The 26023-nt window shown below is 67.3% G+C and carries 26 protein-coding genes, 1 tRNA gene and 2 pseudogenes; 9 read left to right on the top strand and 20 right to left on the bottom strand.

Annotated features, from left to right (window positions below):
- The first annotated feature begins 183 nt into the window (after positions 1–183).
- From ABNQ38_RS13080 to ABNQ38_RS13070, 3 genes are all read left to right on the top strand, one after another.
- A complete protein-coding gene (locus tag ABNQ38_RS13080) occupies positions 184–1425 on the top strand; it encodes a PLP-dependent aminotransferase family protein (protein ID WP_377807803.1) in 1242 nt (413 codons plus the stop codon).
- Positions 1422–1589 (top strand): hypothetical protein, encoded by a 168-nt coding sequence (locus ABNQ38_RS13075; RefSeq protein WP_377807801.1) that lies wholly within the window; start codon positions 1422–1424, stop codon positions 1587–1589. Before ABNQ38_RS13080 ends, ABNQ38_RS13075 begins: the two co-directional genes overlap by 4 nt.
- 196 nt (positions 1590–1785) lie before the next feature.
- Complete coding sequence (locus ABNQ38_RS13070) at positions 1786–2505, top strand: hypothetical protein (protein ID WP_377807800.1); 720 nt, start codon at positions 1786–1788, stop codon at positions 2503–2505.
- Positions 2506–2517: 12 nt separating this feature from the next.
- On the opposite strand, the gene ABNQ38_RS13065 is transcribed toward ABNQ38_RS13070, so the two are convergent.
- From ABNQ38_RS13065 to ABNQ38_RS13055, 3 genes are all read right to left on the bottom strand, one after another.
- Positions 2518–2736 carry a response regulator transcription factor gene (locus ABNQ38_RS13065; protein WP_377807799.1) on the bottom strand — a complete coding sequence of 73 codons (219 nt, stop codon included), beginning with the start codon at positions 2734–2736 and terminating at the stop codon, positions 2518–2520.
- Positions 2709–3185, bottom strand: a complete 477-nt coding sequence (locus ABNQ38_RS13060) for a response regulator transcription factor (RefSeq protein ID WP_377807797.1) — start codon at positions 3183–3185, stop codon at positions 2709–2711. Before ABNQ38_RS13060 ends, ABNQ38_RS13065 begins: the two co-directional genes overlap by 28 nt.
- 168 nt (positions 3186–3353) lie before the next feature.
- Complete coding sequence (locus ABNQ38_RS13055) at positions 3354–4391, bottom strand: OmpA family protein (protein ID WP_377807796.1); 1038 nt, start codon at positions 4389–4391, stop codon at positions 3354–3356.
- Positions 4392–4609: 218 nt separating this feature from the next.
- On the opposite strand from ABNQ38_RS13055, the gene ABNQ38_RS13050 reads away from it, so the two are divergent.
- A complete protein-coding gene (locus tag ABNQ38_RS13050; RefSeq protein WP_377807795.1) occupies positions 4610–5719 on the top strand; it encodes an MBL fold metallo-hydrolase in 1110 nt (369 codons plus the stop codon).
- Here ABNQ38_RS13050 and ABNQ38_RS13045 read toward each other — a convergent pair.
- A complete protein-coding gene (locus ABNQ38_RS13045; RefSeq protein ID WP_042696427.1) occupies positions 5709–5915 on the bottom strand; it encodes a hypothetical protein in 207 nt (68 codons plus the stop codon). The two genes, ABNQ38_RS13050 and ABNQ38_RS13045, sit on opposite strands and share 11 nt — an antisense overlap.
- A gap of 228 nt (positions 5916–6143) precedes the next feature.
- Between ABNQ38_RS13045 and ABNQ38_RS13040 the strand changes: the two genes are divergently transcribed.
- Entirely contained in the window at positions 6144–6425 is a 282-nt protein-coding gene (locus tag ABNQ38_RS13040) for a hypothetical protein (RefSeq protein WP_377807794.1), read from the top strand.
- Between the two features lie 100 nt (positions 6426–6525).
- Here the strand turns inward: ABNQ38_RS13040 and ABNQ38_RS13035 are convergent.
- The 7 genes and pseudogenes from ABNQ38_RS13035 to ABNQ38_RS13005 all read right to left on the bottom strand — a co-directional run bounded on the left by ABNQ38_RS13035 (position 6526) and on the right by ABNQ38_RS13005 (position 13464).
- Positions 6526–7625, bottom strand: a pseudogene (locus ABNQ38_RS13035) (branched-chain amino acid ABC transporter substrate-binding protein).
- A 201-nt stretch (positions 7626–7826) separates the two neighbouring features.
- Entirely contained in the window at positions 7827–8180 is a 354-nt protein-coding gene (locus ABNQ38_RS13030) for a DUF6867 family protein (RefSeq protein ID WP_377807793.1), read from the bottom strand.
- A gap of 1 nt (position 8181) precedes the next feature.
- A complete protein-coding gene (locus ABNQ38_RS13025; protein WP_377807792.1) occupies positions 8182–8892 on the bottom strand; it encodes an ABC transporter ATP-binding protein in 711 nt (236 codons plus the stop codon).
- A 3-nt stretch (positions 8893–8895) separates the two neighbouring features.
- Positions 8896–9806: pseudogene (locus tag ABNQ38_RS13020) on the bottom strand (ABC transporter ATP-binding protein).
- Complete coding sequence (livM, locus tag ABNQ38_RS13015) at positions 9803–11293, bottom strand: high-affinity branched-chain amino acid ABC transporter permease LivM (protein ID WP_377807791.1); 1491 nt, start codon at positions 11291–11293, stop codon at positions 9803–9805. Before livM ends, ABNQ38_RS13020 begins: the two are co-directional and overlap by 4 nt.
- 5 nt (positions 11294–11298) lie before the next feature.
- Positions 11299–12204 carry a branched-chain amino acid ABC transporter permease LivH gene (locus tag ABNQ38_RS13010; protein WP_377807790.1) on the bottom strand — a complete coding sequence of 302 codons (906 nt, stop codon included), beginning with the start codon at positions 12202–12204 and terminating at the stop codon, positions 11299–11301.
- Positions 12205–12600: 396 nt separating this feature from the next.
- Entirely contained in the window at positions 12601–13464 is an 864-nt protein-coding gene (locus ABNQ38_RS13005) for a hypothetical protein (RefSeq protein ID WP_377807789.1), read from the bottom strand.
- A 166-nt stretch (positions 13465–13630) separates the two neighbouring features.
- Here ABNQ38_RS13005 and ABNQ38_RS13000 point away from each other — a divergent pair, with 166 nt between their 5' ends.
- A complete protein-coding gene (locus ABNQ38_RS13000; RefSeq protein ID WP_377807786.1) occupies positions 13631–14620 on the top strand; it encodes an ROK family protein in 990 nt (329 codons plus the stop codon).
- A 7-nt stretch (positions 14621–14627) separates the two neighbouring features.
- Here the strand turns inward: ABNQ38_RS13000 and ABNQ38_RS12995 are convergent, their stop codons facing one another.
- The 5 genes from ABNQ38_RS12995 to ABNQ38_RS12975 form a co-directional block, all read right to left on the bottom strand.
- On the bottom strand, positions 14628–15026 hold the full coding sequence (locus ABNQ38_RS12995) for a hypothetical protein (protein WP_377807785.1): 399 nt from the start codon (positions 15024–15026) through the stop codon (positions 14628–14630).
- Positions 15027–15197: 171 nt separating this feature from the next.
- Entirely contained in the window at positions 15198–16904 is a 1707-nt protein-coding gene (locus ABNQ38_RS12990) for an ArnT family glycosyltransferase (protein ID WP_377807784.1), read from the bottom strand.
- A complete protein-coding gene (locus ABNQ38_RS12985; RefSeq protein ID WP_377807783.1) occupies positions 16901–17236 on the bottom strand; it encodes a lipid-A-disaccharide synthase N-terminal domain-containing protein in 336 nt (111 codons plus the stop codon). Before ABNQ38_RS12985 ends, ABNQ38_RS12990 begins: the two co-directional genes overlap by 4 nt.
- A 58-nt stretch (positions 17237–17294) precedes the next feature.
- Complete coding sequence (locus ABNQ38_RS12980; RefSeq protein ID WP_109448429.1) at positions 17295–18056, bottom strand: glycosyltransferase family 2 protein; 762 nt, start codon at positions 18054–18056, stop codon at positions 17295–17297.
- Positions 18057–18170: 114 nt separating this feature from the next.
- Positions 18171–19772 carry a DegQ family serine endoprotease gene (locus tag ABNQ38_RS12975; protein ID WP_377807782.1) on the bottom strand — a complete coding sequence of 534 codons (1602 nt, stop codon included), beginning with the start codon at positions 19770–19772 and terminating at the stop codon, positions 18171–18173.
- Between the two features lie 486 nt (positions 19773–20258).
- Between ABNQ38_RS12975 and ABNQ38_RS12970 the strand changes: the two genes are divergently transcribed.
- Positions 20259–21122 carry a hypothetical protein gene (locus ABNQ38_RS12970; protein WP_377807781.1) on the top strand — a complete coding sequence of 288 codons (864 nt, stop codon included), beginning with the start codon at positions 20259–20261 and terminating at the stop codon, positions 21120–21122.
- Positions 21123–21292: 170 nt separating this feature from the next.
- Positions 21293–21378 (top strand) — tRNA-Tyr (locus ABNQ38_RS12965).
- Between the two features lie 101 nt (positions 21379–21479).
- On the opposite strand, the gene ABNQ38_RS12960 is transcribed toward ABNQ38_RS12965, so the two are convergent.
- Genes ABNQ38_RS12960 through ABNQ38_RS12950 form a run of 3 tightly spaced genes read right to left on the bottom strand, consistent with a single transcriptional unit; the run spans position 21480 to position 22875 of the window.
- Entirely contained in the window at positions 21480–22046 is a 567-nt protein-coding gene (locus ABNQ38_RS12960) for a DUF4865 family protein (RefSeq protein ID WP_377807780.1), read from the bottom strand.
- Complete coding sequence (locus ABNQ38_RS12955; RefSeq protein ID WP_377807779.1) at positions 22043–22477, bottom strand: cupin domain-containing protein; 435 nt, start codon at positions 22475–22477, stop codon at positions 22043–22045. The genes ABNQ38_RS12960 and ABNQ38_RS12955 overlap by 4 nt, the downstream gene beginning before the upstream one ends.
- Positions 22474–22875: a tautomerase family protein gene (locus ABNQ38_RS12950; RefSeq protein WP_377807778.1), complete on the bottom strand. Its 402-nt coding sequence runs from the start codon at positions 22873–22875 to the stop codon at positions 22474–22476. The genes ABNQ38_RS12955 and ABNQ38_RS12950 overlap by 4 nt, the downstream gene beginning before the upstream one ends.
- A gap of 109 nt (positions 22876–22984) precedes the next feature.
- On the opposite strand from ABNQ38_RS12950, the gene ABNQ38_RS12945 reads away from it, so the two are divergent.
- Positions 22985–23899: a LysR substrate-binding domain-containing protein gene (locus ABNQ38_RS12945; protein ID WP_377807777.1), complete on the top strand. Its 915-nt coding sequence runs from the start codon at positions 22985–22987 to the stop codon at positions 23897–23899.
- Between the two features lie 8 nt (positions 23900–23907).
- On the opposite strand, the gene ABNQ38_RS12940 is transcribed toward ABNQ38_RS12945, so the two are convergent.
- Positions 23908–25779, bottom strand: coding sequence for a PAS-domain containing protein (locus ABNQ38_RS12940; RefSeq protein ID WP_377807776.1), 1872 nt, complete (start codon positions 25777–25779; stop codon positions 23908–23910).
- Positions 25780–26023: the final 244 nt, after the last annotated feature.

Raw genomic sequence — 26023 nt, 5'->3', positions numbered from 1 at the left:
ACGGGTGGCGGATTGTCTGCCACACCCAGCACCGAAACTATCGGTTCCGGCAATTTGACACAAGCTGGAGTGTAACGGAACTGCGACAGGGATCGGCAGATTGTTCCGCCCCGCCACAGTGGCCGATAGGGACAATCGCAGGCGATCTTGCCAGCAGGTCGGGACAATGCCACATTTGTCCCCATGACAAACTGGACCCCGAACCTGGAGGGCCGTCCCGGCCCGCTCTATCGCGTCATCGCCGACGCGCTGGCCGACGACATCGCGGAGGGCGTGCTGCCGACCGGCACGCGGCTGCCGACGCACCGCGACCTCGCCTTCCGCCTCGGCGTGACGGTGGGAACAGTGACGCGCGCCTATACGGAAGCTGAGAAGCGTGGCCTGATCGGCGGCGAGGTCGGCCGCGGCACCTTCGTCCAGGGGCAGCGTCCGCCAACCACCCCCCTGCCGCTCGGCTGGCCGCCGGCCGGGGAGATCTCGGCGGGTCCCGCCATCGTCAACATGACCACGGTCCATCCCGAACATGCCGTGGCGGTGCAGACCTTCGGCCAGACGCTGTCCGCCATCGCGGCATCGGGACATGCGGCGAAACTGATCGGCTACGGCCCTCATGCCGGCCTGCCCGACCACCGTGCCGCCGCGGCATCCTGGCTGGAGCGCCAGCACCGGGTAAAGGCAACGCCTGAGTCGGTGCTGCTGACCACCGGGGCGCAGAACGCGCTGGCGGTGGCGCTGGCCGCCGTTGCCCGTCCCGGCGACGTCATCCTGGCGGAGCGGCTGACCAACATCGGCACCAAGGCGCTGGCCGCCACCCAGGGCTATCATCTGGAAGGCGTCGCCATCGACGAGCATGGTCTGGTGCCGGACGCCTTCGACAGCGCCTGCCGCCGGCTGGGGCCAAAGGCGGCCTATCTGGTGCCGACCCTGCAGAATCCGACGGCTGTCGTCATGCCCGCCGCCCGCCGGCGCGAGATCGTCGAGATCGCCCGCTGCTATGGTGTGATCCTGATCGAGGACGACGTGTTCGGCTTCATGGTGCCGGATGCCGTGCCGATCCAGACCATGGCCCCCGACATCACTCTCTATGTGTCCAGCGTGTCGAAGAGCCTCGCCGCCGGCCTGCGGCTGGGCTTCGTCGTCGCCCCGGCGGAGCTGCGCACCCGTGTCGAGACCGCCATCCGGGCCCTGCAATATTCCGCTCCCGCCCTGCCGGCGGAGGTGGCCACGCGCTGGATCAGGACGGCACCGCCGACCGCATCGTCGCCACCCAGCGGGAGGAGGATTTGGCGCGCCAGCGGCTTGCCCGCTCCATCCTGCCGGCCGAGACCGTCTATGGCCATCCGGCGGCCCAGCATCTGTGGCTGGTCCTGCCCGAACCCTGGCGGCGCGAGGACTTCATCGGAGAAGCGCGCCGCCGCGGGGTGATCGTCACCGGTGCCGACGCCTTCGCCGTCGGCCGCGCCAGTGCCCCTCATGCGGTGCGTGTCGGCCTGTGCATGCCACGCAGCCGCGACGAGGCCGCCCGCGGCCTGCGCGCCCTCGCCGATGCGATCGACGCGCCGGCGGCGGCGATGCTGTCCATCGTCTGACCGGAGCGCGGGCACGGCGGCGGCGATATGTAGCGCCGCTGGGTAAATCCTGCCGCCCCGCCGGTCCAAACCTGCCGCCCGGCACCGATGAGCCTGCCACAACCTTTGTCAAATCAATAGCTTAGCTCTGGCCCACATCCTGCACACCCTTCGATTGTCATTTCCTGACGGGAATGTGGAACGAGGGGAGCGCACCATGGTCAGCCTGTCCAGTTACGCCGATGTCGGCAGCATGGCCCAGAGCCTGCAGCAGTCGATCGACGCCGCGGTCAAGCGCGTGCAGCAGCAGGCAACGGGCAATGGTGGCGCGACCGGCAAGGTCCAGGAGTACGAGCAGACCGTCAACAAGTCGGCGATGAACGCCGCACCCTTCGCGACGAGCATCGGCACCCTGGCGAAGGACACCAGTCGGCTGAACGTCTTCAGCTCGCTGGCCTCCAACGATCCGGCCGATTTCTACAAGTTCAACGTGCCCACCTCCGGCGCCGTGACGCTGGGAACGGTGGGCGATGCCGGCGTCCGGCTTCAGCTGATGGACCGTGGCGGCAAGGTCGTCGCCGACAGCAACAAGGATGCCGGCGCCAGCTATGACGCCTTCCAGAAGCTGAAATCCGGCCAGATGACGCTGGACAAGGGCGACTACACCCTGCGCGTTGCCCGCGACAAGGATGTCCCGGTCAAGGATGCCAAGAGCTACGGTGTCCAGCTGCGCATGGGCAACTACAGCAAGGACTACGACACCATCGCCAAGCAGCCGGCCAAGGGCGACAACCCCTTCGGCGGCAACACCAAGCTTCAGAGTTTGGCCTCGATCCTGGGCGCGGGCAGCGCCTCGCTCAACCCGTCGGCGATGCTGCTGGGCGGGTCGGGCGGCAGCTATGGCGGGCGCGGATCGCTGCTGAACGCGATCCTGTGATCGCCGCGCCCGTCAGACCAGACGGTCGCGCCCCGATTCCTTGACCAGTAGAACCGCCTGGGTGCGGCTGCCGACGCCCAGTGCCTTGAGCACGCCGGTGACGTGGGTCTTCACGGTGGACAGGTTCAGGCCCAGCCGCTCGCCGATCTCCTGGTTGGACAGGCCCTGGGCCAGCAGGTCCAGAACCTCCAACTGGCGGCGGGTCAGCCCGTCGAAGATGCTGGGGGCCACGGCACGCGGGGTCCCGGCAGCCGCGTGGGCCGGTGCGCCCGGCATGCCCAGCACCGGCGGCACGTGGATCCGCCGGCCATCACCAGCCGCAGGATGTTCACCACCAGGACGTCGTCGGTCGATTTCGGAATGAAGGCACGGACGCCGCGCGACAGAACCGCGCGCATTTCGTCTGGGAATTCGATCATCGAGAAGATGGCGACCGGAACCGGCGCGACGCGCTTGACCAGCGCCTCGACATCCTCCAGCCCGCCCAGACCCGGCATGCGCAGATCCATCACGATGAGGTCGAACGCGGCTCCGCCGTCCTGCATCGCGCCGTCGAGGATGGCGTTCAATTGGCTGAAGCTGGTGGCGGCCACCACAGTGGCCTGCTCGTCCAGTTCACCCACCAGATGGGTCAAGCCGCTGCGGACGATGGAATGATCGTCGGCGATCAGAACCTGCATGTAACGTCTCGGACCGAAGATGCCTTGGGTACCGTATCGTCATACGCTGACGCAACGGTCCGCGCTACCTCCTTCGCACATCCGGCACCTTTGCTCCATTGCCGCGATGCCTGGAAGGATTGCAGGCGCCTGCGGGGGAGAGGCGCTCGCCCCTCCCCCCTTTGCCGTTCAGGAGATCTTGATCATGATCTGGGCACGGCGGTTCGACGGCTCGCGCACGTTCGGACCGGTCGGGACCATCAGCTGGTTCTCGCCGACGCCTTCGATGGAGATGATGTTGGCCGGTGTGCCATGCTTGATCATGGCCTGCCGCACCGCCTCGGCGCGGCGGAGCGAGAGCTTCTGGTTGTAGGACGGCGCGCCCGAGGTGTCGGTGTGGCCGATCACCTGGATGCGGACGGCGCGGGCACGGCTGGCGCCATCGGCGGCATCGGCGATGATCTTGTCGGAATTCGGCGTGATGACCGCCTTGTCCCAATCGAAGAACACCTGATACTCGCTCTGCGGCTGGGCGGCCATCGGCGGGGCGGCCGGTGCCGGGGCGGCGATGGGCGTCGCACGCTCCGGACCGCCGAAGGTGTAGCGCAGGCCGGCCAGGATCGTGTGGTTGCGGTACTCGCCCTTCGAGGTCACCGGGCCCAGCTCGAACTCCGGATCGACGGTGGCGAAATACCGGTAATCCAGCGTCAGCACGACATTGTCGTTGATCGCATAGGATGCGCCGATGATGCCCTGATAGGCGAAGACCCAGTCGCGGTCGCTGGCGCCGTTCAGCGACTGCTTGACGCCGGCGATACCGGCACCGGCACCGATATAGGGAGTGATCGGCAGGCCGATGTTGATGTCGTACAGCAGGTTGCCCATGAAGGCGACCGAACTCATCTTGCCGCCCAGATTGTTCAGGCCGGGGGTGGCGCTGCTGGTGCTGTCGACGCTGTTGCGCCACCGCCAGGCGGCCTCCAGCTCGGCGCGCAGGCCCATCGCGGTGGCGTAGCCGACCGACAGGTCGCCGATGCCGCCGATCTTGAATTCCTCCTTCAGGCCCAGGCCGGGAGCCGGATAGCTGCTGAGGTCGGCATCCTCGGTCCAGTTCACGCCGGCGCCAGCACCGACATAGAAGCCTTCCGTACCGGCGAAAGCGGCGGTCGGGACGGCCAGCGAAGGTAGGGCGACGGTCAGTGCCGTGCCCAGCAAAATCCCACGCATCGTCATGTTCTTGTTCCCATCGTTGACGGCGTTGGTCGATCGGGACATCCCGGCCTGCGGCGAAGTGCGTGACAGAACGGGCTCCGGCCCCGACAATGGATACGGATCCGCAGCTTCCAATCCTGCTGCCGCAGGCCCATTTTTCCTGTTGCAGATTTGCCTCAGCCGGCTCAGAGGCATTTCCTGTCGCGATAACAATAGCTTGGACAGACACCGCGATGCTTTCTACTCCGGACGGCTCGGTCGAATACCCCCTCTGCACCACTCCCGATCCCGGCGGCTGGCAGGAGGTTGCGCCCGGTGTGCTGTCGATCCGTCTGTCCCTCCCCTTCCAGCTCGACCACATCAATGTCTGGGCGCTGGACGGTGGTGCCTTCGGCTGGACCCTGGTCGATTGCGGGCTCGGCGATCCGCGCAGCCGCGCGGTGTGGGAGGTGCTGCTGCGCGATGCGCTGGGTGGGCGCCCGGTGGAGCGGGTGGTCGTCACCCATTTCCATCCCGACCATATCGGTGCCGCCGCCTGGCTGGTGGAGCGGACCGGCGCTGGTTTCGCCACCTCGCTGACCGAATGGCTGTTCGCCCGCACCCTGTCGGCCGGCAACGATGCCGCCACCGACGCGGTGGTCGAGCAGTTCTATCGCCGCTGCGGCCTGGAGGAGGATACGCTGCAATCGCTGCTCGCCCGCAAGGGGGCCTACAGCCGCGGCGTGCCCGCCGTGCCGGCGACGCTGACCCGACTGCGGGCCGGCGACCGGCTGCCGGTGGGTGACCGCCACTGGACGGTGATCGGCGGCAGCGGCCATACGGCGGAACCGGTCAGCCTCTACCGGCCGGCCGGCGGCGGCTGCCCGGACCTGCTGATTTCGGGCGACCGAATCCTCCCCCGCATCAGCCCGAACATCAGCGTCTGGCCGTCGGAACCGGACGCCGATCCGCTCGCCGACTATCTCGCCAGCCTTGAGGGATGGAGCGTCCTGCCGGCGGACACGCTGGTCCTGCCCTCCCACGGCCGCCCCTTCCGCGGCCTGCACCGGCGTGCGGAGGAGCTGGCTCTCCACCATGGGGAGCGGCTGGCCGAGATCGAGACGCTGTGTTCAAACTCCCGGACCGCCGCGGCGGTGACACGGGCGCTGTTTCCGCGCCCGCTCGACCCGCAGCAGATGCTCTTCGCCGTGGGCGAGGCGGTGGCCCACCTCAACCACCTGATCCGCAAGGGGCGGCTGGAGCGGGTCGCCGGGCCGGCTGTCGGGCCGGCTTCGCTTCCGCCGGCCGACCTCTACCACCGGCCGGGCCGCCATCGCAGCGGCCTGACGGCGGTTATTCAGTGACGATCTCGAACTCGTGCGGATCGAGCAGCGTCGCCACCGACAGGGTCTTCAGCGTCTTCGGGTCGTCGGTACGCTTCATCTGGGCATGCTGGGTGCCCATGCCGTCCTTGCGGATGGCGATCACTTCCCAATAGCCGCCGCTGGGGGACAGCTTGCGGTAAATCTGTCCCTCGACCACCTCGCGCTTCCTGCGCATTTTCGTTCTCCAAAACCCGTCCCATGCCGGCGACCGTCACAGTCGCCGCGAAGGGCGCCATTGAAGCACAAAAACCCCCTGCCGTGGCGAGTGTCCGTTCGGTGACCCTTTGCCGATGCCGCATTTGCGTTGTTGCGATGCAGCACGTCCGGGGCACCCCCGATGACCCTTTGCCGCAGGGCTCTTTCAGAGTGGAACTAAAGCCACGGCTGTGGGTTCATAGCGGTCATGAACACCGATCTCGACGTGCTTGTCTTCGCGACCCGCCTGGTTGATGAACTGGGTGAAACCGCAATTCGAATGAGCCGCGTTCGTCTTGTCGAACTCACGGCCGCCAATCACACCCGCGCCGCCGCCTTCTGGCGGGAGGTGATGGGCACATGCGAACGGCTGCTGACCGAGCGGTCGGGCCGGCGTGTGGCGACCGGGCTCTCCTCCCAGACAATTGCTGCGGCGCAGCCAGCCATGGCCCAGCACCGCGTCGCCTATGTTCCCCGACCTATTCCCTGACCGCCTCATTCATTAAGCACGGACGCTTCTTTAAATCTTCAAAGAAAAAGGGCCGGCACAAAGTACCGGCCCTTTCGCGCGGAACGCAGAAGCGTTTCGCTTACTTCACTTCGGCGTACTGGCCGTTGTGCCACTTGTACCAGACATAGGCCGGGCTGGTGACGTCGCCCTTGGCGTCGAACCCGATCTTGCCGATCACGGTGTCGTAGCTGCCCTTGCGCATGACGTCGGCAACCTTGGCAGCGTCGGTCGAGTTCGCCTGCTTCACCGCGTTCGCCCAAATCTGGAGAGCGGCGTAGGTGTACAGGGTGTAGCCTTCCGGCTCGTAGCCCGCCTTGCGGAACTTCTCCACGACGGCCTTGGCGTCCGGCTTCTCGCGCGGATCCGGACCGAAGGTCATCATGGTGTCCTCGCCGGCGTCGCCGGTGATGGCCCAGTACTCGTTGGTCACCAGCGCGTCGCCCGACACGATAATGGCCTTCAGGCCCTGGTCCTTCATCTGGCGGGCGATCAGGCCGGCCTCGGTGTGGTAGCCACCGACATAGACAGCGTCGATGTTCGCCTGCTTCAGCTTCGACACCAGGGCGGAATAGTCCTTCTCACCGGCCGTGTAGGCTTCGTAGATGGCTTCCTTCTGGCCGCCGGCGTTCAGCGCCTTCTGCGTCTCATCGGCCAGACCCTTACCATAGGCCGACTTGTCGTGCAGGATGGCGATGTTCTTGCCCTTGTACTTGTCCAGCAGATACTTGCCGGCAATCAGGCCCTGCTGGTCGTCACGGCCGCAGACGCGGAAGACGTTCTTCAGGCCCTGCTCGGTCAGCTTCGGGTTGGTCGAAGCCGGGAAATCTGCATCATCCCTTCCTCGGCATAGACCTGGCTGGCCGGGATCGACGAGCCCGAGCAGAAGTGACCGGCCACGAACTTCACACCGGCCTTGGCCAGCTGGTTGGCGACGGCCACGGCCTGCTTGGGATCGCAGGCGTCGTCGCCGACTTCCAGCTTCAGCTTCTGGCCCAGAACACCGCCGGCGGCATTGATGTCCGCAACGGCCTGCTCCATGCCCTTCTTCATCTGCTCGCCGAAGGTGGCGTATTGGCCGGTGATCGGGCCGGCGGTGGCCACCGCGATGTCGGCCTTGGCGGCCGTGGCGGAGAGCGCGGTCGCCGCGATCGCGGCGAGAAGGGACAGCTTGAATTTCATGGGTGTGCTTGCTCCCTGTTCTATGAAGTGGTCCCTGTTGCAACATACCCCCGGCCCTTTCGGGCCTTGCCGCCGGGTCCCCTCCGGCGGGTTCCAGAATACCATACCCCGAGTGGCGCACAGTGCGACAGTTTCGCGGGCACCAATCAGCCGTACGGTCTAATTCCTTATGTCTAGTCGCACCTGCTTAACCGGCCCTGCTCAACCGGCGGTGCCGGTGCGGTCGCGCCAGGCGAACGGTCCCGCGCGCTCATAGAGCCACGGATACTGGTTGACCATGCGTCGTGCGATGGCGATGCGGTGTGCGGTGAGCGTGATCAGCCCGATCACCACCGTGTGGACGATGAAGCCCCAGAGCGACAAAAGTTGCTCGCCGAACAGGCCCCAGGCGAGGAAGCGGTCGCCCACCCCCAGCAGCAGCGAGTAGGCCAGCACGCTGGAGACCGGCTTCCAGCCTTCAGCCAACGTCTGCCCGGTCAGAACCCCGCAGCCGCCGAACGCCAGCACCGTCAGGAACACGAACACCGGAAGCGAAGAGCCAAGGATCGTTTCCATCTCAGTGTCCCCCTTCCAGATAGGCCGCGCGAACCTCCGGGTCGGCCAGAAGCTGCGCCCCGGTCCCCGTCATCGTGATCTTCCCCGTCACCATCACATAGGCCCGGTGCGCCAGCTTCAGCGCATGGAAGGCGTTCTGCTCCACCATGAACACCGTCATCTTCTGTTCCCGGTTGATCTCCTGGATCACCTGGAAGATCTGCTTCACGATCAGCGGCGCCAGACCCAGCGACGGCTCGTCCAGCAGCAGAAGCCGCGGCTGGCTCATCGGCGCCCGCCCGATCGCCAGCATCTGCTGCTCGCCGCCCGACATCGTCCCGGCGCGCTGGTTGATGCGCTCCTTCAGGCGTGGGAACAGCGTCAGCACCCGCTCAAGCTCGCGCTCGAAGCTGCCGGGCTGCGCCACGATGGAGCCCATCTGCAGGTTTTCCAGCACCGTCATGCGCGGGAAGATGCGCCGGCCCTCGGGAGACTGCGCGATGCCGCGCCGCACGATCTCGTGGGTCGGCAGGTCGGTGATGTCCTCGCCCTCGAAGAACACCCGGCCCTGGCGCGCCCGCGGACTGCCGCAGATCGTCATCAGCAGCGTCGACTTGCCGGCCCCGTTGGCGCCGATCAGCGAGACGATCTCGCCGGCGCCGATCTCGATGTCGATCCCCTTCAGCGCCTCGATGGCGCCGTAGAAGGTGTGGACGCCCGATACCTTCAGCATGGCTCAGGCTCCCTTCTGGCCGGCGGTGGGCGCGATGTTCAGGTCGGCGGCGATCTCCGGCGGCAGGGCTTCGTCCTCGTCCTCGCCCAGATAGGCGCGGATCACCGCCGGGTCGTTCTTCACATGCTCCGGATCGCCGTCGGAAATCTTCCGGCCATAGTCCAGCACCACCACATGGTCGGAAATGCGCATCACCACGCTCATGTCATGCTCGATCAGCAACACCCCGGTGCGGTGGCCCTGCGGCGTCTGCACGTCGCGGATGAAGGTCAGGATCTCGGCCAGCTCCCCCAACTGCGCGGGTTCAGCCCGGCCGCCGGCTCGTCCAGGCACAGCAGCACCGGCTCGGTGCACATCGCCCGGGCGATCTCCAGCCGGCGCTGGGCGCCGTAGGGCAGGTTGCCGGCTTCCCAGTCGGCGAACTCGGTCAGGCGGACCCGGTCGAGCCAGTATTTCGCCAGCTCCACCGCCTCATGCTCGGCCTTGCGGAAGCCGGGCAGGCCGAGCAGGCCGGCGATGGCGAAGCCCGACGCCCGCATCAGCTTGTTGTGCTGGGCGACGATCAGGTTCTCCAGAACGCTCATGCCGCTGAACAGCCGGATGTTCTGGAAGGTGCGCGCCACCCCGGCCAGCTGGGCGATGCGGTAGCCCGGCATCCGCTCGAGCAGGAACTCCTTGCCGGCGGGATGGCGCAGCGTCAGCCGCCCCACGGTGGGCGTGTAGAAGCCGGTGACGCAGTTGAACAGCGTCGTCTTGCCGGCGCCGTTCGGGCCGATCAGCGCGGTGATCTCGCCCGCCCGCGCCTCGAACGACACGTCATTGTTCGCCACCAGACCGCCGAAGCGCATGGTCAGGTGTTCAACCGACAGAAGCGGCTTTTCAGTCAACCCAACTGTGTTCATGGGGGCGCTCATTTCGCGGCTCCCGCCGGGATCGGCTTCTTGCCGCCATGCAGGAGGATGGTCGGGTCGCGGTGGGCCAGCAGGCCGCGCGGACGCCACAGCATGATCACCACCATGCCGGCGCCAAACGCCAGCATGCGGTAGTCGGCCAGCTCGCGGAACGCTTCGGGCAGGCCGATCACCAGCAGGGTGGCGACCACCACGCCGATCTGGCTGCCCATGCCGCCCAGCACCACGATGGCCAGGATGATCGCCGACTCGATGAAGGTGAAGCTCTCCGGGCTGATGAAGCCCTGGCGCGTGGCGAAGAAGGAGCCGGCGAAGCCGCCGAACATCGCGGCAATCGCAAAGGCCGCCAGCTTCATGTTGGTGCGGTTGATGCCGAGCGAGGCGCAGGCGATGTCGTCCTCGCGCAACGCTTCCCAGGCGCGGCCCAGCGGCAGCTTGCGCACTCTGAGCGTGAACAGGTTCACCACCAGCGCGAGCGCCAGGATGAGGTAGTAGAGGAAGACGATGCGGTGGAGCGGCGAGAATTCCAGCCCGAACAGCTCGTGGAAGGCGGCCATGCCCTCGGAGGGCGTGCGGGAGAAGTCGGCGATGCCGAAGAAGCTCGGCCGCGGGATGCCGGAGATGCCGTTGGGGCCGCCGGTGAACTGGTACCAGTTGACCAGGATGATGCGGATGATCTCGCCGAAGCCCAAGGTCACGATGGCGAAATAGTCGCCGCGCAGCCGCAGGACGGGGAAGCCGAGCAGCACGCCAGAGCAGGCGGCGAGCAGCCCCGCCAGCGGCAGGCAGAGCCAGAAGCTGAGGCCGAAGTAATGGGCGAGCAGGGCGTAGCTGTAGGCGCCGACGGCGTAGAAGGCGACATAGCCGAGGTCGAGCAGGCCGGCCAGCCCGACGACGATGTTCAGGCCCCAGCCCAGCATGATGTAGGTCAGCAGCAGGATGCCGATGTCCAGCAGCATGCGGTCGGCCAGCGGCGTCATCGGCAGGATGGCGGCGAAGACCACGGCGACCGGGCCGATGTATTTGCTGGCGTGCTGCACCTTGGCGGCGACGCGGTCCATCCGCTTGTCGCGGTCGGCCTGGGACAGCTTGGAGCGGCCGGTGGCGACGGTCATGGCGGCGCGCAGCGCGATGACGCCGCCGCCCAGCACCAGCACCAGGCGCAGCACCTGGGTCGGCATCGGCAGCACCAGCCCGACGCCGGCGCAGACCAGCGCCACGATCAGCACCGGCAGCGCCATGCCCTGGCGGATCAGCCCGAGCCCGAGGCGGCCGAGGAAGACGAGGAGGAGCGAGGCGACCACCTCCTCCGGCCGGGCTTCGATGCCGAGGCCGGTGGGGCGGTCGACGGTGCGCAGGCCGACCAGCGGCACGGTCAGCAGCAAGGCGACGAAGGCGGCGAGGCCGGCGTCCTTGATCGTGGCGGCCCAGTCGACGCCGCGCGGGGCGGTGCGCGCGCCCGATGAGACGGTGTTGGAGTGCAGGGTCATGGCGCTTACACCTTCTCGATCTCGGGCCGGCCGAGCAGGCCGGTGGGCCGGAAGATCAGGACGAGGACGAGGATGGAGAAGGTTGCGACGTCCTTCCATTCGGAGCCGACATAGCCGGACCAGAAGGCCTCGATCAGGCCGATGACCACGCCGCCGAGCATGGCGCCGGGCAGCGAGCCGACCCCGCCGAGCACGGCGGCGGTGAAGCTTTTCACCCCGGCCAGGAAGCCGATGTAGAAGTCGATGACGCCATAGATCAGCAGCACCATCATGCCGGCGACGGCGGCGAGCGCGGCGCCCATGACGAAGGTCAGCGAGATGACGCGGTCGACGTTGACGCCGAGGAGCCCGGCCATCTTCTTGTCCTGCTCGCAGGCGCGCTGGGCGCGTCCGAGCGAGGTGCGGTTGATCAGCATGGTGAAGCCGACCATGAGGACCAGGGTGATGACGATGGTGGCGAGGCGGACGTAGCTGACGGAGACGGCGCCGTCCATCAGGGTGAGGTTGCCGGGCAGGATGGGCTGCAGCGGCTTGGAGCGGGCGCCCTGGAGGATCTGGATGTAGTTCTGCAGGAAGATCGACATGCCGATGGCGGAGATCAGCGGCGCCAGCCTTGGCGAGGAGCGCAGCGGCCGGTAGGCGATGCGCTCGACCGTCCAGCCATAGACGCTGGTGAACAGCATGGAGGCGAGCAGCATGATCAGCAGCGCCAAGGGCACCCAGGTGATGCCGAGCGCGCCGATGGCCAGGAAGGTGATCAGCGCCACGAAGGAGCCAATCATGTAAATCTCGCCATGGGCGAAGTTGATCATCCCGATGATGCCGTACACCATCGTGTAGCCGATCGCGATCAGGCCGTAGATCGCTCCAAGCGACAAGCCGTTGATCAATTGCTGAAGAAAATATTCCATATCCTCATCCCACCTTCAGCGCGGCGCAAAGGCAGGGTGCGGCGGCACGGGCACACTCGGCACACCGGTCTCGCAACAGCAGCCCCCCTGTCTGGTGCACTCTGTCTGGTGCAGCCCTTCCATTCACCAAACGGAATGCCGTATCGTCCGGAATTCCGTCTATTGGTCTGACGGACCAAGATTTTTCCTGTTCGGAGGCGGCTCCTGCAATCCGGCCGGGCCGTCCGGCAAGTGCCTCTCCTGACCTTTTCGGTAGTACCAGCCTGACGGATTTTTGCAAGACAGATTTGTGTTGTCCGCATGCGTCGCGGCGAAGGGCAAGGGCCGGAAACGCGAAACGCCCCACCGGCGGTTGCCGGCAGGGCGTTCTGCAAGACGACGCAAACCGTTGGAAGGTCAGCGAACAGCGACGGACTGCTTGGTCGGGGCGGCGGCGACCTTCTGCTTCGGCTTAGCCGGAGCGGCGGCCTTGGCCGGCTTCGCCTTGGCAGTCGTGGCCTTGGGCGCTGCCGGAGCCGGCGCGGCCTGGGCGACGGCGAAGACGGGGTCCGGATTGCTCACAACCTTCACGTCGCAAAGCGGGCGGCTGGCCAGATGCATCAGGCCGGCATTCTTCTCGTCGCTGGTCAGGGTGCGCAGGTCGTCCGCCGTCAGGTCCTTCGCGGCGACCGAGCGGTCGACGAAGTTGGCGCAATATTGCGGGATGCCGATGGTCGCGGCGCGACGGCTGATCTCGTTCGCCAGCTCCGTCCGGAACATGTCGAACTGGCGGGTGGCGTTGCCGCCGGCACCCGAACGCTTGTAGAAGCTGATCAGCGACGCTTCCGAGCTGGACAGCAGGGCGCGGTTCTTGACCGAGAAATCCTGGTACAGGTCGAACGGCTTCTTGTCCGGCATGACCGTGCGGCAGGTCAGACCGACCACCATCATCTCGGTGTGCATGCGCATCAGCTGCTCGGCCGCATGTTCGGCGCGGTTGTAGCAGGCGGGCGTGGCCGGGGCGCTGGACTTCGCCGGGCGCGCAGCCTTGGCGGCGGCCGGCTTCGCCGGCTCCTTGGCGGCAGCGCCGGCGGACGCCGGCAGGGCGAGCAGCGCGCCGAGGACGGCGGCGCCGGTCAGGGCTTTGAGGGAATGGCGGAGGGCGGCGCGCTGGCGACTTATCAGGGGCTCCGGTGGCGCGGTACGACAGGACGGGTTCGGGCGGGAAACGGTATTGCCCGACAGTCGGCGACCTTCTACCCGAACGCCGTGACGGGTCAATGGGATTTGGCCGATGCTTGCGTTTTGTCCCATCGGCGCGGCGGCGACGCAACGCCGGATCGCCGAAGGTCCCTCCCCCTCCCGATGGAGGAAGCGTGCGCTGCTGGACGGGAGCGGGCCGGCGACGCTATGGATTGGCAGAGCACAGTCGGACAGGTGACAGGGCATGGCAGCCACCGGATCGCAATCGGCCGGAACAGGGGCCGCGACAGAATACCGGAGCGGGCACCGCATCGGCATCGACCTGGGCGGCACCAAGACCGAGGGTATCCTGCTCGACCGTCAGGGAAACCAGCTGGTGCGCCACAGAGTTCCGACGCCGAAAGGCGATTATGACGGCACCGTCGCGGCCATCCGCGATCTCGTGGCCCGGCTGGAACGGGAAATCCCCGCCGGAAGCAGGGCGACGGTGGGTTTGGGCATTCCGGGCGCCATCTCCCCGGCGACCGGGCTGGTGAAGAACGCCAACTCCACGTGGCTGATCGGGCGCGACTTTACGCGCGACCTGACCCGGGCGCTGGCCCGGCCGGTGCGGATCGACAACGACGCCAACTGCCTTGCGGTGTCGGAAGCGACCGATGGCGCCGGGGCCGGCTGTGACGTGGTGTTCGCGGCGATCCTCGGCACCGGCTGCGGCGCCGGCATCGTCGTTGACGGCCGGGTGCTGGGCGGGCGCAACGCCATCGCCGGTGAGTGGGGCCACAACCCGCTGCCCTGGCCGGCCGACGACGAGCGGCCGGGGCCGGCCTGCTATTGCGGCAAGCAGGGCTGCCTGGAGAGTTTCGTATCGGGGCCTGCGGTCGCGGCCGACCATTTCGCGGCGACCGGCGAGAGGCTGGACGCCGCGGCCATCCTGGCCCGCGCCGCCGACCCGTCGGCCGGCGACGCCGAGTGCAGGGCGACCGCGGACCGGCTGGTCGGCCGGCTCGCCCGCGGTCTGGCGGCGGTCGCCAACCTGCTGGACCCCGACGTCATCGTGCTGGGCGGCGGCCTGTCGAACGCGGAATTGCTGTATGACCGGCTGCCGGCGGCGATGCAGCCCTGGGCCTTCAGTGACCGGCTGGATACGCCGGTGCGCCGCGCCCGCCACGGCGATTCCAGTGGCGTGCGCGGCGCGGCATGGCTGTGGCGGCCGGGAGAAATGCCAAGCGAGTAACCGCAGCTCAGTCGCGGCGTGCAGTCCGCGGGACTGGCGGAGCGTCGGCACTCTGCGGCGCCGCCATAATGCGCTTGGCGGCGGCGGGATCCACCGGCGGCGGCGTTAGCGAATGGGAGGCGGAGTAATGCTTGTCCGTCCGCTTCACGTCCGTGCCGTAGCGCGCCATGCCGGCCCGGTCCTTGCCCGCCTTCATCGCCCCCCAATGGGACGGCGCCGGGCCGGGCAGCGGTTGGGCCTGATCCAAGTTGCGCAGCAGCGGGCCGGTCGGGACCATCTGGTCGTACACCCAGGGCGCATATTCATGCTTCTGGGCGTGGGCCGGCAGCGACAGCGTCATCACCGCCAGAGCGGCGGCAACGGCGGTCCGGATGGCGGTATCGGCAGAGAAGGCAATGCGGGTCATCGAACAGGCACCTTTCGTCCGGGAAAACGGATCGGAAGGGGCAGTCGAGCGCAAAGCACCCGCGCCGTCCAATGCGGAGGCGCGTTACCCACCCCGGTCGCCGCATGCCCAAGCGGGGCATGGCTCCCGCCTTACGATAGGGCGCCGGGGCGATTCCGTTAGGAGGCCCCGTTAGGAGGCCGGCAGGCGGTAGAGCGTCAGGTGCAGGCGCTTGCCGGTGTTGTAGTTGAAGCCCGACAGATCGGCCAGCGGCAGCGGCGTGACGGTGCCCAGGCTGTCGAGGAAGGCCGGCGCTTCACGGTCCTCCACCAGGGCCAGCGCGCAGGCGCGGTCCGCCGTCAGATGCGCGGCAGCACCGGCACCATGGACCAGCTTCGTCGGCGTGCCAAGCAGGAAGACCAGGCTCGGCTCCGAATAGCCGGCGGTCGCCACCACGCTGTCCGGGCAGGGCCGGACCTGCACCACCGCGCGGGCGGCCTGCCGGCTGACCCACACGCCGTCGATGTTCGGCAGCACGGCGGCATAGGTCCCGGCATAGAGCAGCGCCGCGGCACCGACCCCGGCGGCAAGCCCGCTCCGCCGCTCCCCATGCAGAAGCGAGCGCAGGGCGAGCGCGAAGAGGCCGCCCACTGCCGGCACCAGCGCCACCCCGACCGGATCGATCCGGCCATCGACCAGCCAGGGGATCACCGCCACCGCCAGCGTCAGGGCGCCGAAACCGATCACGCCCAGCGCCACCGCGGCGGCGACCAGCCAGCGGCGCGGCTTTTCGCGACTGCGGTCGAAGCCGTCGATCAGGGCCGCCGCGGCGACGGCGGCGATGGCCGGGAAGACCGGCAGGGTATAGTGCAGCAACTTGGTCGGCACCGCCTCGAACACCAGCCAGCTCGGGATGATCCAGGCGATGCAGAAGCGCACGGCATCCAGCCGGCGCCGCGCCCACACCCAGGGAACGGCCAGCAGGGCCAGCAGCGACCAGGGGGCGAAGGTCACCCAGAAGGTGCCGAGGTAATAGCCGGGCGGCAGCCCCTTGCCCTCCTGCCCGCCCGACACCTTGCCCAGCATGTCGTGGCCGACGGATTCGGCGAAGAAGGCGCCCTTGCTCTTGATGGCGATGGCGATCAGCCAGGGGGCGGCGATGGCGACGACGATGCCGAGCCCGGCCAGCGGCTTCAGCCGCTTAAGCCACCCGGCCTCGCGGTCCCACAGGGCCAGCACCAGCGCCGTGCTGCCGGACACCAGCAGGACCATCGGCCCCTTGACCAGCACGCCGATGCCGGCGGCGATCCAGAAGACCAGCGGAGCGGTCCAGGCAGCGCGCCCGGCGGAAACGGGCCCGCGGCGGCCGAGATAGAGGTAGGCGAGCACCGCCTGCCCGATCACCACGGTGGCGAGCAGCACGGCGTCGGTCTTGGCCATCCGCGCCTCGACCCCCAGCACGACGCAGGAGGCCATCATCAGCCCGGCGATGAAGCCGGCCGGGCCGCCGAACAGCCGGGCCGCCGTCCAGGCGCTGGTGAGGACGGCCAGGACGGCGCCCAGGAATGAGGGGATGCGGTAGGTCCAGATGACCTTGTCGGCGCCGACCGGAATGCCGCGCACGGCATCGGCGGCAGCGGTCGCCGCACTCTGCAGCCAGTAGATGCCGACCGGCTTCTTGTAGCGCGTCTCGTCCTGGAAGCGGATGTCGACATAGTTGCCGCTGTCCAGCATCTGCGACGATGCCTGGGCGAAGCGCGCCTCGTCCCGGTCGAAGGGCGGCAGCACGGTAAAGCCCGGCAGAAACAGCGCCGCGGCGATCAGCGCCAGCAGCGCATAGGCCCAGATCGGCAAATGGCGGGCCGGCAGATGGCCTTGCGGCGAGGACGCTGCGGTCACGGCTTGCTCGGCACCGCGCCGCCGGTGGCTTGCGACTTCTTGTGCGACCAGACGAAATAGACGTTGCGGGCGTAGATCACCAGACCCATACCCTGCCCCAGCATGAAGACCGGGTCGAAGCGGTAGAAGGCGTAGGCGAACAGCATGACGCCGCCGCCCAGCGAGAAGTACCAGAACATCTCCGGCACCACGCTGCGGCGCGCCTTTTCGCTGGCGATCCACTGCACGATGAAGCGCATGGTGAACATCAACTGGGCGAAAAAGCCGATGCCGACCCAGATCAGGTCGGTGGTGCTTTGCCCCTGGAACCACGCTGCGGCGCGCTCAATCATCGTAGAATCCTGTCGCGAATGGGTCGCTGTGAAGGTCGATCGGCTTTATTAAAAGACGTCAGAGGCGTTCGGAGACCGGCGACATTTTCGTCCGCCGCTTCAGCCAGTAAACGCCCAGCAGATCGACCACGCCGATCAGCCCGCGCCGCCAGTTGTTGTATTTTGACACGCCGCGTTCGCGCGGGCGATGGTTCACCGGCACATAGGCCACCGGATGGCCGTGGGCGCGGAACAGCGCCGGCAGGAACCGGTGCATCGCCCCGAAGAAAGGCAGATCGAGGAAGGCGTCGCGGCGGAACAGCTTCAGCCCGCAGCCGCTGTCGGTGCAGCCGTCCTGCAGGAAGGACTGGCGGACGGCATTGGCGATCTTCGAGGCCCAGCGCTTCGACAGGGTGTCCTGCCGCTTCTTCCTGAGGCCGCCGACCAGCACCGGCGCTCCCGCCTCGCCCGTCGACACCAGGGCGAACAGCGCCGGGATGTCGGCCGGATCGTTCTGGCCGTCGCCGTCGAGCGTCACCACGAACTCGCCGCGCGCCGCCTTGACGCCGCTGCGCACCGCCGCACTCTGGCCGGAGCGCTGGACATGGCGCAGCACGCGCAGCCGGCCGGCTTCGACCGCCGGGGCAAGACGCGCCTGGGTGTCGTCGTCGGACTGGTCGTCGACGAAGATGACCTCGAAACCGCCGACCGGAGCCAGTGCCCGCTCGATCTCTTCGAGCAGGGGCAGCACGTTCTCGGCCTCGTTGAAAACGGGGACAACGACCGACAGCCGCACCGGCTGGCCGCTCTCCGGATAAATGCTCACGGTTTGCCATCCCATTCGCCAAACGGGCGGCAAATTACTCTCGCGGCGCGGCGAACGGTAGCGGAAAAGGATGAGACGGAAGCGGGGCAGATCCCCGCTTCCGTCCGATATGCTGATGCAGAGGCCGGATTACCCCTTCTTACCACCGGTCTCGGGGACCAGCGGCAGCGGCACATAGCGCAGGTCGCCACCGCGGCTGACCAGCATCAGCAGGGTCTTGCGCCCCTGTTCCTTCGCCTTGGCGATGCGGGTTTCCAGATCGGCGGCGGTCGCCACTGGTTCCTGCCCGGCCTCTACGATGACGTCGCCGAGGTCGAGCCCGCGCTGCGAGGCTGCGCTGTCGCGGTCGACCTCGGTGACCACCAGACCGTCGACATCCTCGCCGATGGCGAAGGTCTCGCGCAGGCCGGGGGTCAAGGGAGCCAGCTTCAGGCCGAGCGCCGACTTGCTTTCCTCCGGCTGGGCGGAACGTGGGGCGCCGCTCGATCCCGACATCGCCAGTTGCTGTGGCTCGTCGCGCAGTTCGCCGACGGTGACCTGGATCGACTGCTGCTTGCCGCCACGCAGCAGGGTTATCGGCACGGTGCGGCCGATCTGCGTGGAGGCGACGAGGCGGGGAAGCTGGCGCATCTGCTCCAGCGGGTCGCCGTTGAAGGCGGTGATGACGTCGCCCTGGCGCAGACCGGCCGAGGCGGCGGGACTGTCGGGCGAGATGCTGGTGACCAGAGCGCCGCCGGAGCCCTCCAGGCCCAGGCTCTCGGCGATGTCCGGCGTCACCCGCTGGACCTGGACGCCCAGCCAGCCGCGGCGCACCTTTCCGCCGTCCTTCAACTGGTCGATGATCGGCTTGGCCAGCGAGGACGGGATGGCGAAGCCGATGCCGACCGATCCGCCGGTCGGCGAATAGATCGCAGTGTTGATGCCGATCACCGCACCGTCGGCGTCATAGAGCGGACCGCCGGAATTGCCGCGGTTGATGGCGGCGTCGGTCTGCAGATACTCGTCATAGGGACCCTGCTGGATGTCGCGGGCGCGGGCCGACAGGATGCCGGCGGTCACCGAACCGCCGAGGCCGAAGGGGTTGCCGATGGCGACCACCCAATCGCCGACCTCCACCGTTTCGCTGTCCCCCCAATGGGCGGCGGTTAGCGGCTTGGCGCTCTCGACCTTCAGCAGGGCGAGATCGGTCGGCGCGTCGGATCCCACCAGCTTGGCCGGCAGCTTGGTGCCGTCATGCAGGGTGACGGCGATCTCGGCCGCATCGGAAACGACATGGTTGTTGGTGACGATCAGGCCCGACGGATCGATGATGAAGCCGGAGCCGAGCGCCATGCTGGGCAGACCTTGCGGACCGCCGTTCGGCCCGCTTTCCGGCGAGCCGTTGTCCTGGCCGCCCCGTTGCCGGTTGCGGAATTCGCGGAAGAATTTCTCCAGCGGCGAGCCGGGTGGAATGTCCATCCCTTCCGGCAGCCGGCCACCACCCGCCGAGGGCTGGGGCGCCTGGGTGCTGGAGATGTTGACGACGGTGTCGATCTGCGTGCGGGCGAGGTCGCGGAAGGACGGCGGCGCGTAGGTTCTGCTCGCCCCCGGCTGCCCCCCGACGGCGGGCGCATCCTGGGCTGCGGCCGGCAGCGCCGGCAGGAACACCGCGCCGGACAGCAACGCGCACAGCGCCGCGGCCGGAAGGCGTCGGAAGATCGGGTACGAACGCGGCACGGGCGCATGCGGCATGGACGGTCTCCGCAAAAAACGGTTGGGCAAATGCAGAAGAGTCGCGACCGACGACTCCCCAAAAGACCCTGGGCGAGAAACCACCGAATGGCGGGCCCCGGTCGGGTTTGTTCTGAAACTGCAAACACGGAACCCCCCGTCCGGGGTCCATCGCACTTTTCAAAAGTCCGGCGACCGGAAGATGCCGGCGGCGGACTCGTTCCACTCTGGGTTTCGGGGCGCCAGCAGTTTTTAAAACCGCGGGCCTTCCACCAAGCATCGTGACCAGTTGTGACACCGGATACAAAATCACGATTCCGTGCAAAGTTATGCTGGCATTTTTGAGAAGAGTTTCCGATAGTCATCCATACCGAAAACATCGCCCGCCAGCGTGAAGCCTCGATGCTGCTGACGCACGCGCCCGCGTGGTCCCGCGTCCGAAGCGTGCGGTCCGGGTGGACATGCTGACGAATGACTGAAAATTCACTTTGGCAACCGAGCGATATAATGAACGCAGAAACCGGGAGCGAACCGGAGTCTCCCAAGAAGCGTGGGCGCATTCCGCAGTCGGCGTGGCCCCAAATTCTTGATCGCTACCGCAGCGGTGCAACCCTTTCGGCCATCGCACGCGAATTCGAATGCACCCCCAGTGCCATCTCCTACATCATCAAGAAGGCAGAGGCCGCCAGCGGCCAGGGCGATGCCGTCTCCGGTGATGCGCAGGACGATGCACAGATCGCCGACGCCGGCGCGTCCGCCGACGCGAACACGGCAGGCGAAGCCGCCGCTCCGGTGACGGCTGCTCCGGAAACGCCGGCCGAAACGCCGGTGGCCGCGCCCGCCGAACCCGCCCCGGCACCGGCTGCCGAGGCGCCGGCCGAACCGCGCCGCGCCGCCGGCCGCACCGGCCGGACCACGCTGACCCGCGCCTCCCGGCCGGAACCGGCTGCCGAACCGGCCCCGGCCGAAGCACCGGCACCGGCAGCGGCACCAGCGCCCGCTCCGGCGCCGACGGAAACGCTGCGCCTGAACCGTCCGGACGCCACCCCGGCGGCCCCTGCCGCCACGCCGGCTCCGGCCGCACCGGTGGCCGCCGCGCCGGAGGCCCCGCGGGCTCCCGGCCAGCCGACCCCGCCGGTGGATGCGATCGAGGGCCGCCTGCGCGACACCGCCAAGGCCTGCATCTCCGCCTATCGCGGCTGGCGTCAGCAGCCGAGCGAGGCGACGATCCAGTCCCTGTCCGACACTGTGCACGAACTGCGCAAGGCCCTGGCCCGCGTGGAAATCGACATGTCGGCCAGCCGCCGCGAGGAACAGGCGATCCGCCCGATCCCGATCCCGGCGCATCGGGCTTCGCGCCGCCCGAACTGAGTGGACTTTTGAAAAAGCGGGTTTGAAAAAGCCCCTTTGAAAAGCCTCCGTCCCCCCGTGGGACGGAGGCTTTTTGTTGCCGCTTTCGTTGCCGCGCCTCCGCTTGCGTATTTCGTGCAAAAGGGTCTTGACGACCCCCCTATCGAAAGGCTACTCATCTGCGCCCCGATGGAAGGGTGGCCGAGTGGTTAAAGGCAGCAGACTGTAAATCTGCCCGCGTACGCGTACGCTGGTTCGAATCCAGCCCCTTCCACCATCCTTGCGAAATCAATGCTTCGCAGGGCCGCCGTTCCGGACGGCGACTGTGCTGCAAACTTCCTCCTGGTTACAGCGATCCTGCGCCGTCGATGCGCGGCTTTATTGTTCGTTCGGCAGCGAGACATGGCCGACGGTGTAAAGTTGCATCGCCTCCGTCACCCCCGGCGGCAGCCCGGCCCAGAGCGTGACTTTCGTCATCTTCCATCCCGTCGGATCGAACGCGGCAACGGCGGCCAAGGCGCCGGCGTCAATCGCCGACTTTGCCTCCGCGATGGCATTGTCCCGCTGTGAAGCCAGATCCGAATAGGCGCCAATCGCAGCGATGTCGCGGGTCGCGTAAGTCGCGGCTTTCAAATTCCCCGTCAGTTCCGCATGCCAAACCAGCCATGTCTGCACCGACGGCCAGCCGAAATCGCGTGTCAGTGCCGCAAAACCCGGACTGGAAAGGAAGCTGTCGATCCCTTCCGGCTCATCCCACAGGTAAAATGGCGCATAGAGGTTTTCTGCACTGGCAAAGCCGGCATCCTGCTTTCTTGCCGCGAGATAGGCTTTGAAACGCAGGCGTGGAAAGCCGTCGAGCAGCGGCCCCCTCTCACGAATGCGGCGGTCGATGATCGCCATGTCGTAATCGGCGGGCAGCACGAAGCTGTATTGCATGGCGATCATCGGGAAAGTTCCCCCTGCTCGACGGCTTCCATCCAGTGAACGGCAGTGCCGTCCCGCACCGGCTGGACGCTGATATAGCTGAACGGGCTGGACGGCGCCGCGCCATGCCAATGGCGTTCACCGGGCGCGAACCAGACGGTGTCCCCGGTACGGACCTCGATTGGCTCGCCACCCTCGCGCTGCACGAGACCGACACCGTCGAGCACGAAAAGAAGCTGGCCGGACGGATGGCTGTGCCAATGGGTCACGACGCCCGGCGGGATGAAGGCGCGCATCGCCGTCATCTCGCCCTCTGTCCGGCTCGACAGCAGCATTTGGACGAGGAAGGAGCCGTTGGCGATCCCTTCGGGCGCGGCAACAACACCTTCGCCGGCGCGTAGGACGGTCATGGCCGGCGGACAGGACATCTGCATTTCAAAGTAGCCGGTCATTGGGGCGCCTCCTGCGCCGGCAGTCCGGCGGACACACCGGATGCGAAAGACCAATCCTCGAAGGTCGAATCGGCGATCACGATCATCACGTCTTCCGGCCGCACGCCCGGCGACGCCGCAAGGGTCTCGACCAGCCGCCGGTAGAAGCGCGCCTTGGTTTCCGGCGACCGCAGCTTTCCGGTGGTGATGTGAAAGACGATGAAGTCATCCGAGCGCGGACCGCCACGATAGGTCCGGTCAAAGATCAATTCATGCGGTTGATGCTGATGAATGGCCACGAAGCGGTCGTTCTCCGGAACCTCGAAGCAGTCGACCAGCGCACGGTCCAGACTGTCGGAAACGGCCGCGAGATAGGCCAGCGATTTGCCCGCGAGCAAAGAAATCCGTGTGAAGGGCATGGCATGCCGCTCCTGTTTGAGCGATTGACAGCCCCAGTATGGATGGAGATTATCATCCTGATAATCAGATTATTCTGAATGAATCGTCCTGTTTTGCGGGATTTTTAAAATGCGCCTGACCAACCTCGACATGGACGCGCTGCGCAGTTTCGTCGCCGGCATCGACGCCGGATCCTTCGCTCAGGCCGCCGACCGGCTCGGGCGGTCGACATCGGCGGTCAGCGCCCAGCTCAAAAAGCTGGAGGAGCAGGCCGGGACGGCGCTGGTGCGCAAATCGGGTCGCGGGTTGACGCTCACCGATGGCGGCGAGGTGCTGCTCTCCTATGCCCGGCGTCTGTTGAGCCTGAATGACGAGGCGATGAGCGCCGTTCGCGGCGCGGGGCTGGAGGGCTGGGTCCGGCTGGGAATCCAGGAGGATTTCGGCGAGACCGTGCTGCCGCAGGTTCTCGGCCGCTTTGCCCGCGCCCACCCCAAGGTCCGGATCGAGGGACGCATCGCCCGCAACAGCGAGCTGTCCGAAAAGATCGCCTCCGGCCATCTCGATCTGGCTCTGGCATGGGACGACGGCAGCGCATCGGCCACCGAACGGATCGCGTCATTGCCGCTGTGCTGGCTGACCGCGGCGGAGGAGGCGCCAATCTGGCGGGCCGACGGGAACGAGCCGTTGCCGCTTGCCGCATTGGAGGCGCCATGCCTGCTGCGCACCATCGCCTGTGACCATCTGGACCGGCATGGAATTGCCTGGCGCATCGCCTTCGTCAGCCCGAGCCTGGGCGGCCTATGGGCGGCGACGGCGGCGGGGCTCGGCATCGCCCTGCGGACACCGGTGGGCCGGCCGGCGGCGGTGCGCGTGCTCGATCCCGTCGCCTGCGGCTTGCCGCAACTTCCGTCGCTCGGCCTCAGACTTTTGCGGTCCGACAAGGGGCCGAACCCGATTGGCGATCATCTCGCCACCATCATCCGGCAGGCGTTACGCGAAACACTGCCGGTCGGCTGGATGCCGGAGACGCCACACACCGGCTGACGCCGGCCTCAAAGCGGCAGCGGATCGGCCGGCGTCACACGCGGGAAGCGCAGCGTGAAGGCAGTCCCCGCCGCCGGCCCGCTCTCCAGCCGCAGCCGGCCGCGCAGGGTGCGCGTGACCAGCCTGTAGACGATGTTCAACCCCAGCCCGCTGCCGCCGCGGTCGCGGCTGGTGGTGAAGAAAGGCTCGAAGATTTTGCCGTGCAGGTCGGCCGGAATGCCGCGCCCGTCGTCGGCATAGACCAGTTCCACCTCTCCGCCCGTCACCGTGACCGTCACGGTCAGCCGGCCGCGCACGCCGGGCTCATAGCCGTGCAGGAGCGAGTTGATGACGAAATTGGTCAGGATCTGGCCGAAAACGCCGGGGTAGCTGTCGAGCGTCAGACCCTCCGGACAACGCACCTCGACCGAATGCCCGCTGCGGCGGATGCGCATGCCCAGGCTGCACAGAATCTCGTGGATGTACTGGTTCAGTTCGAAGACGCGGCGTTCCTCGCTGGCCTGGTCGACGGCGATCTGCTTGAAGCTCTGGATCAGCCGGGTCGCGCGCTCGATGTTCAGCAGCATCAGTTGCGTCGCCTCGTCGGCGATGTCGATGTAGTCCGCGAAATCGCCGCGCCGCAGGCTGCCGGCTTCGAAGAGATGCCGCAAGGCACGGGTCTTCTCCGCCAACAGCGAGGCGCCGGTCAGGGCAATGCCGACCGGCGTGTTGATCTCGTGCGTCACGCCGGCCACCAGCGATCCCAGGGCCGCCATCTTCTCCGCCTGGATCAGTTGGACCTGCGCCTCCTTCAAATCCTGCAAGGCCCGCTCGGCCTCATCCTTGGCGACGCGCACCGCCTCGGCCGCGTGAACGCTTTCGGTGACGTCGGTATGGGCGCCGACGATGCGGACGATCCGGCCGTCATTTCCCGCCACGGCCAGCACGCGGGTTTCCAGGAAGATCGTCTGGCCGGACCGGTGGCGGAAACGCTGGATCTGGCGGCTTTCCGACCGGCGGCCGGTCGCCAGCTCCTCCACCATCTCCAGCGCGGCGTCGCGGTCCTGCGGATGGAGCAGTTCCTCCCAGCGGCGGCGGCTGTTGTCCATTTCCGCTTCGGAATATCCCAGCAGTCCCCACCATTGCGGGGAAAACCACACCTCCCCGCTGTGCAGGTCCCATTGCGAGATGCCCTCGCGCGCCGCCCGGATCGCCTGTTCCAGCAATTCCCGGCTGGAGGCCAGCTCGCGCTCCGCCTGCTTGCGGCGGGTGATGTCGGTGTAGGTGGTGACGAATCCGCCGTCGGGCAGCGGCAGGGTCACCGTCTCGATGATGACGCCATCGGGCAGGACACGCTCGTTGTAGAAGGGCCAGGGCGCCTTGCGGATATGGTGCAGCCGCTGCGCCACCAGATCGTCGACATTGCCGCGGCCGTAGCCGCCCTGTTCCGCGATGTGGCGGACCACCGCCTCGTAAGGCTGGGCGTAGCACGGGAATCCGGGGTCGATGTAGAGCAGCTCCAGCACGCGCCGGTTCCAGGCGACCAGCCGGAGGTCGCGGTCGAAGGCCATCACCCCCTGGCTGAGGCAGTCGAGCACCGAGCTGGTCTTCGCCCACGGTTCATGCTCCGCCGGGATGCCGGCAACGGCCGCCTCGACCGCCGTCAGCAGCCATTCGCCCGCTCCGCCGCTTCCCAGCGCCAATGTGACGGCGCTGCCGTCGGGAAGCCCAGACGTCATCGGCCGGCCGCGGCGCAGATCGGCCATCGCACCGCCCAGCAGGCTGCCGAACAGACCATCCAGCGTCGTGTTGCCAGCCACGGCGAACCGGGCCGCGAAGGCGGCATTGGCCCACACCAGACGTTCGTCGGCATCGAAGCGGGCGAACCCGGTTTCCCACATGCCCGTGCCTACTCCCTCCGCTCAGTCCGCCAGCCACCGAAGTCGCGCGAAGACCCTACTCCAAATAGGATTGATTACGGGAATACTCACGAATTCAGACACGCAGATAGATTTGTCGTTTGCATTCTTATATCTCTGAAGTTGCCGGGCAAGCGCCATTGCGGGACTATTCCCGGGAAATCCCACGGACAGGCCTCTTGATTTTACGCGACCACGAAGCCTAATCCAGCGCCTGTCGTGGGGT

It is taken from the genome of Azospirillum sp. A29 (genome assembly GCF_042604625.1).
Taxonomy (GTDB): Bacteria; Pseudomonadota; Alphaproteobacteria; order Azospirillales; family Azospirillaceae; genus Azospirillum; species Azospirillum palustre.
This window is presented reverse-complemented; position numbering and strand designations above follow the sequence as displayed.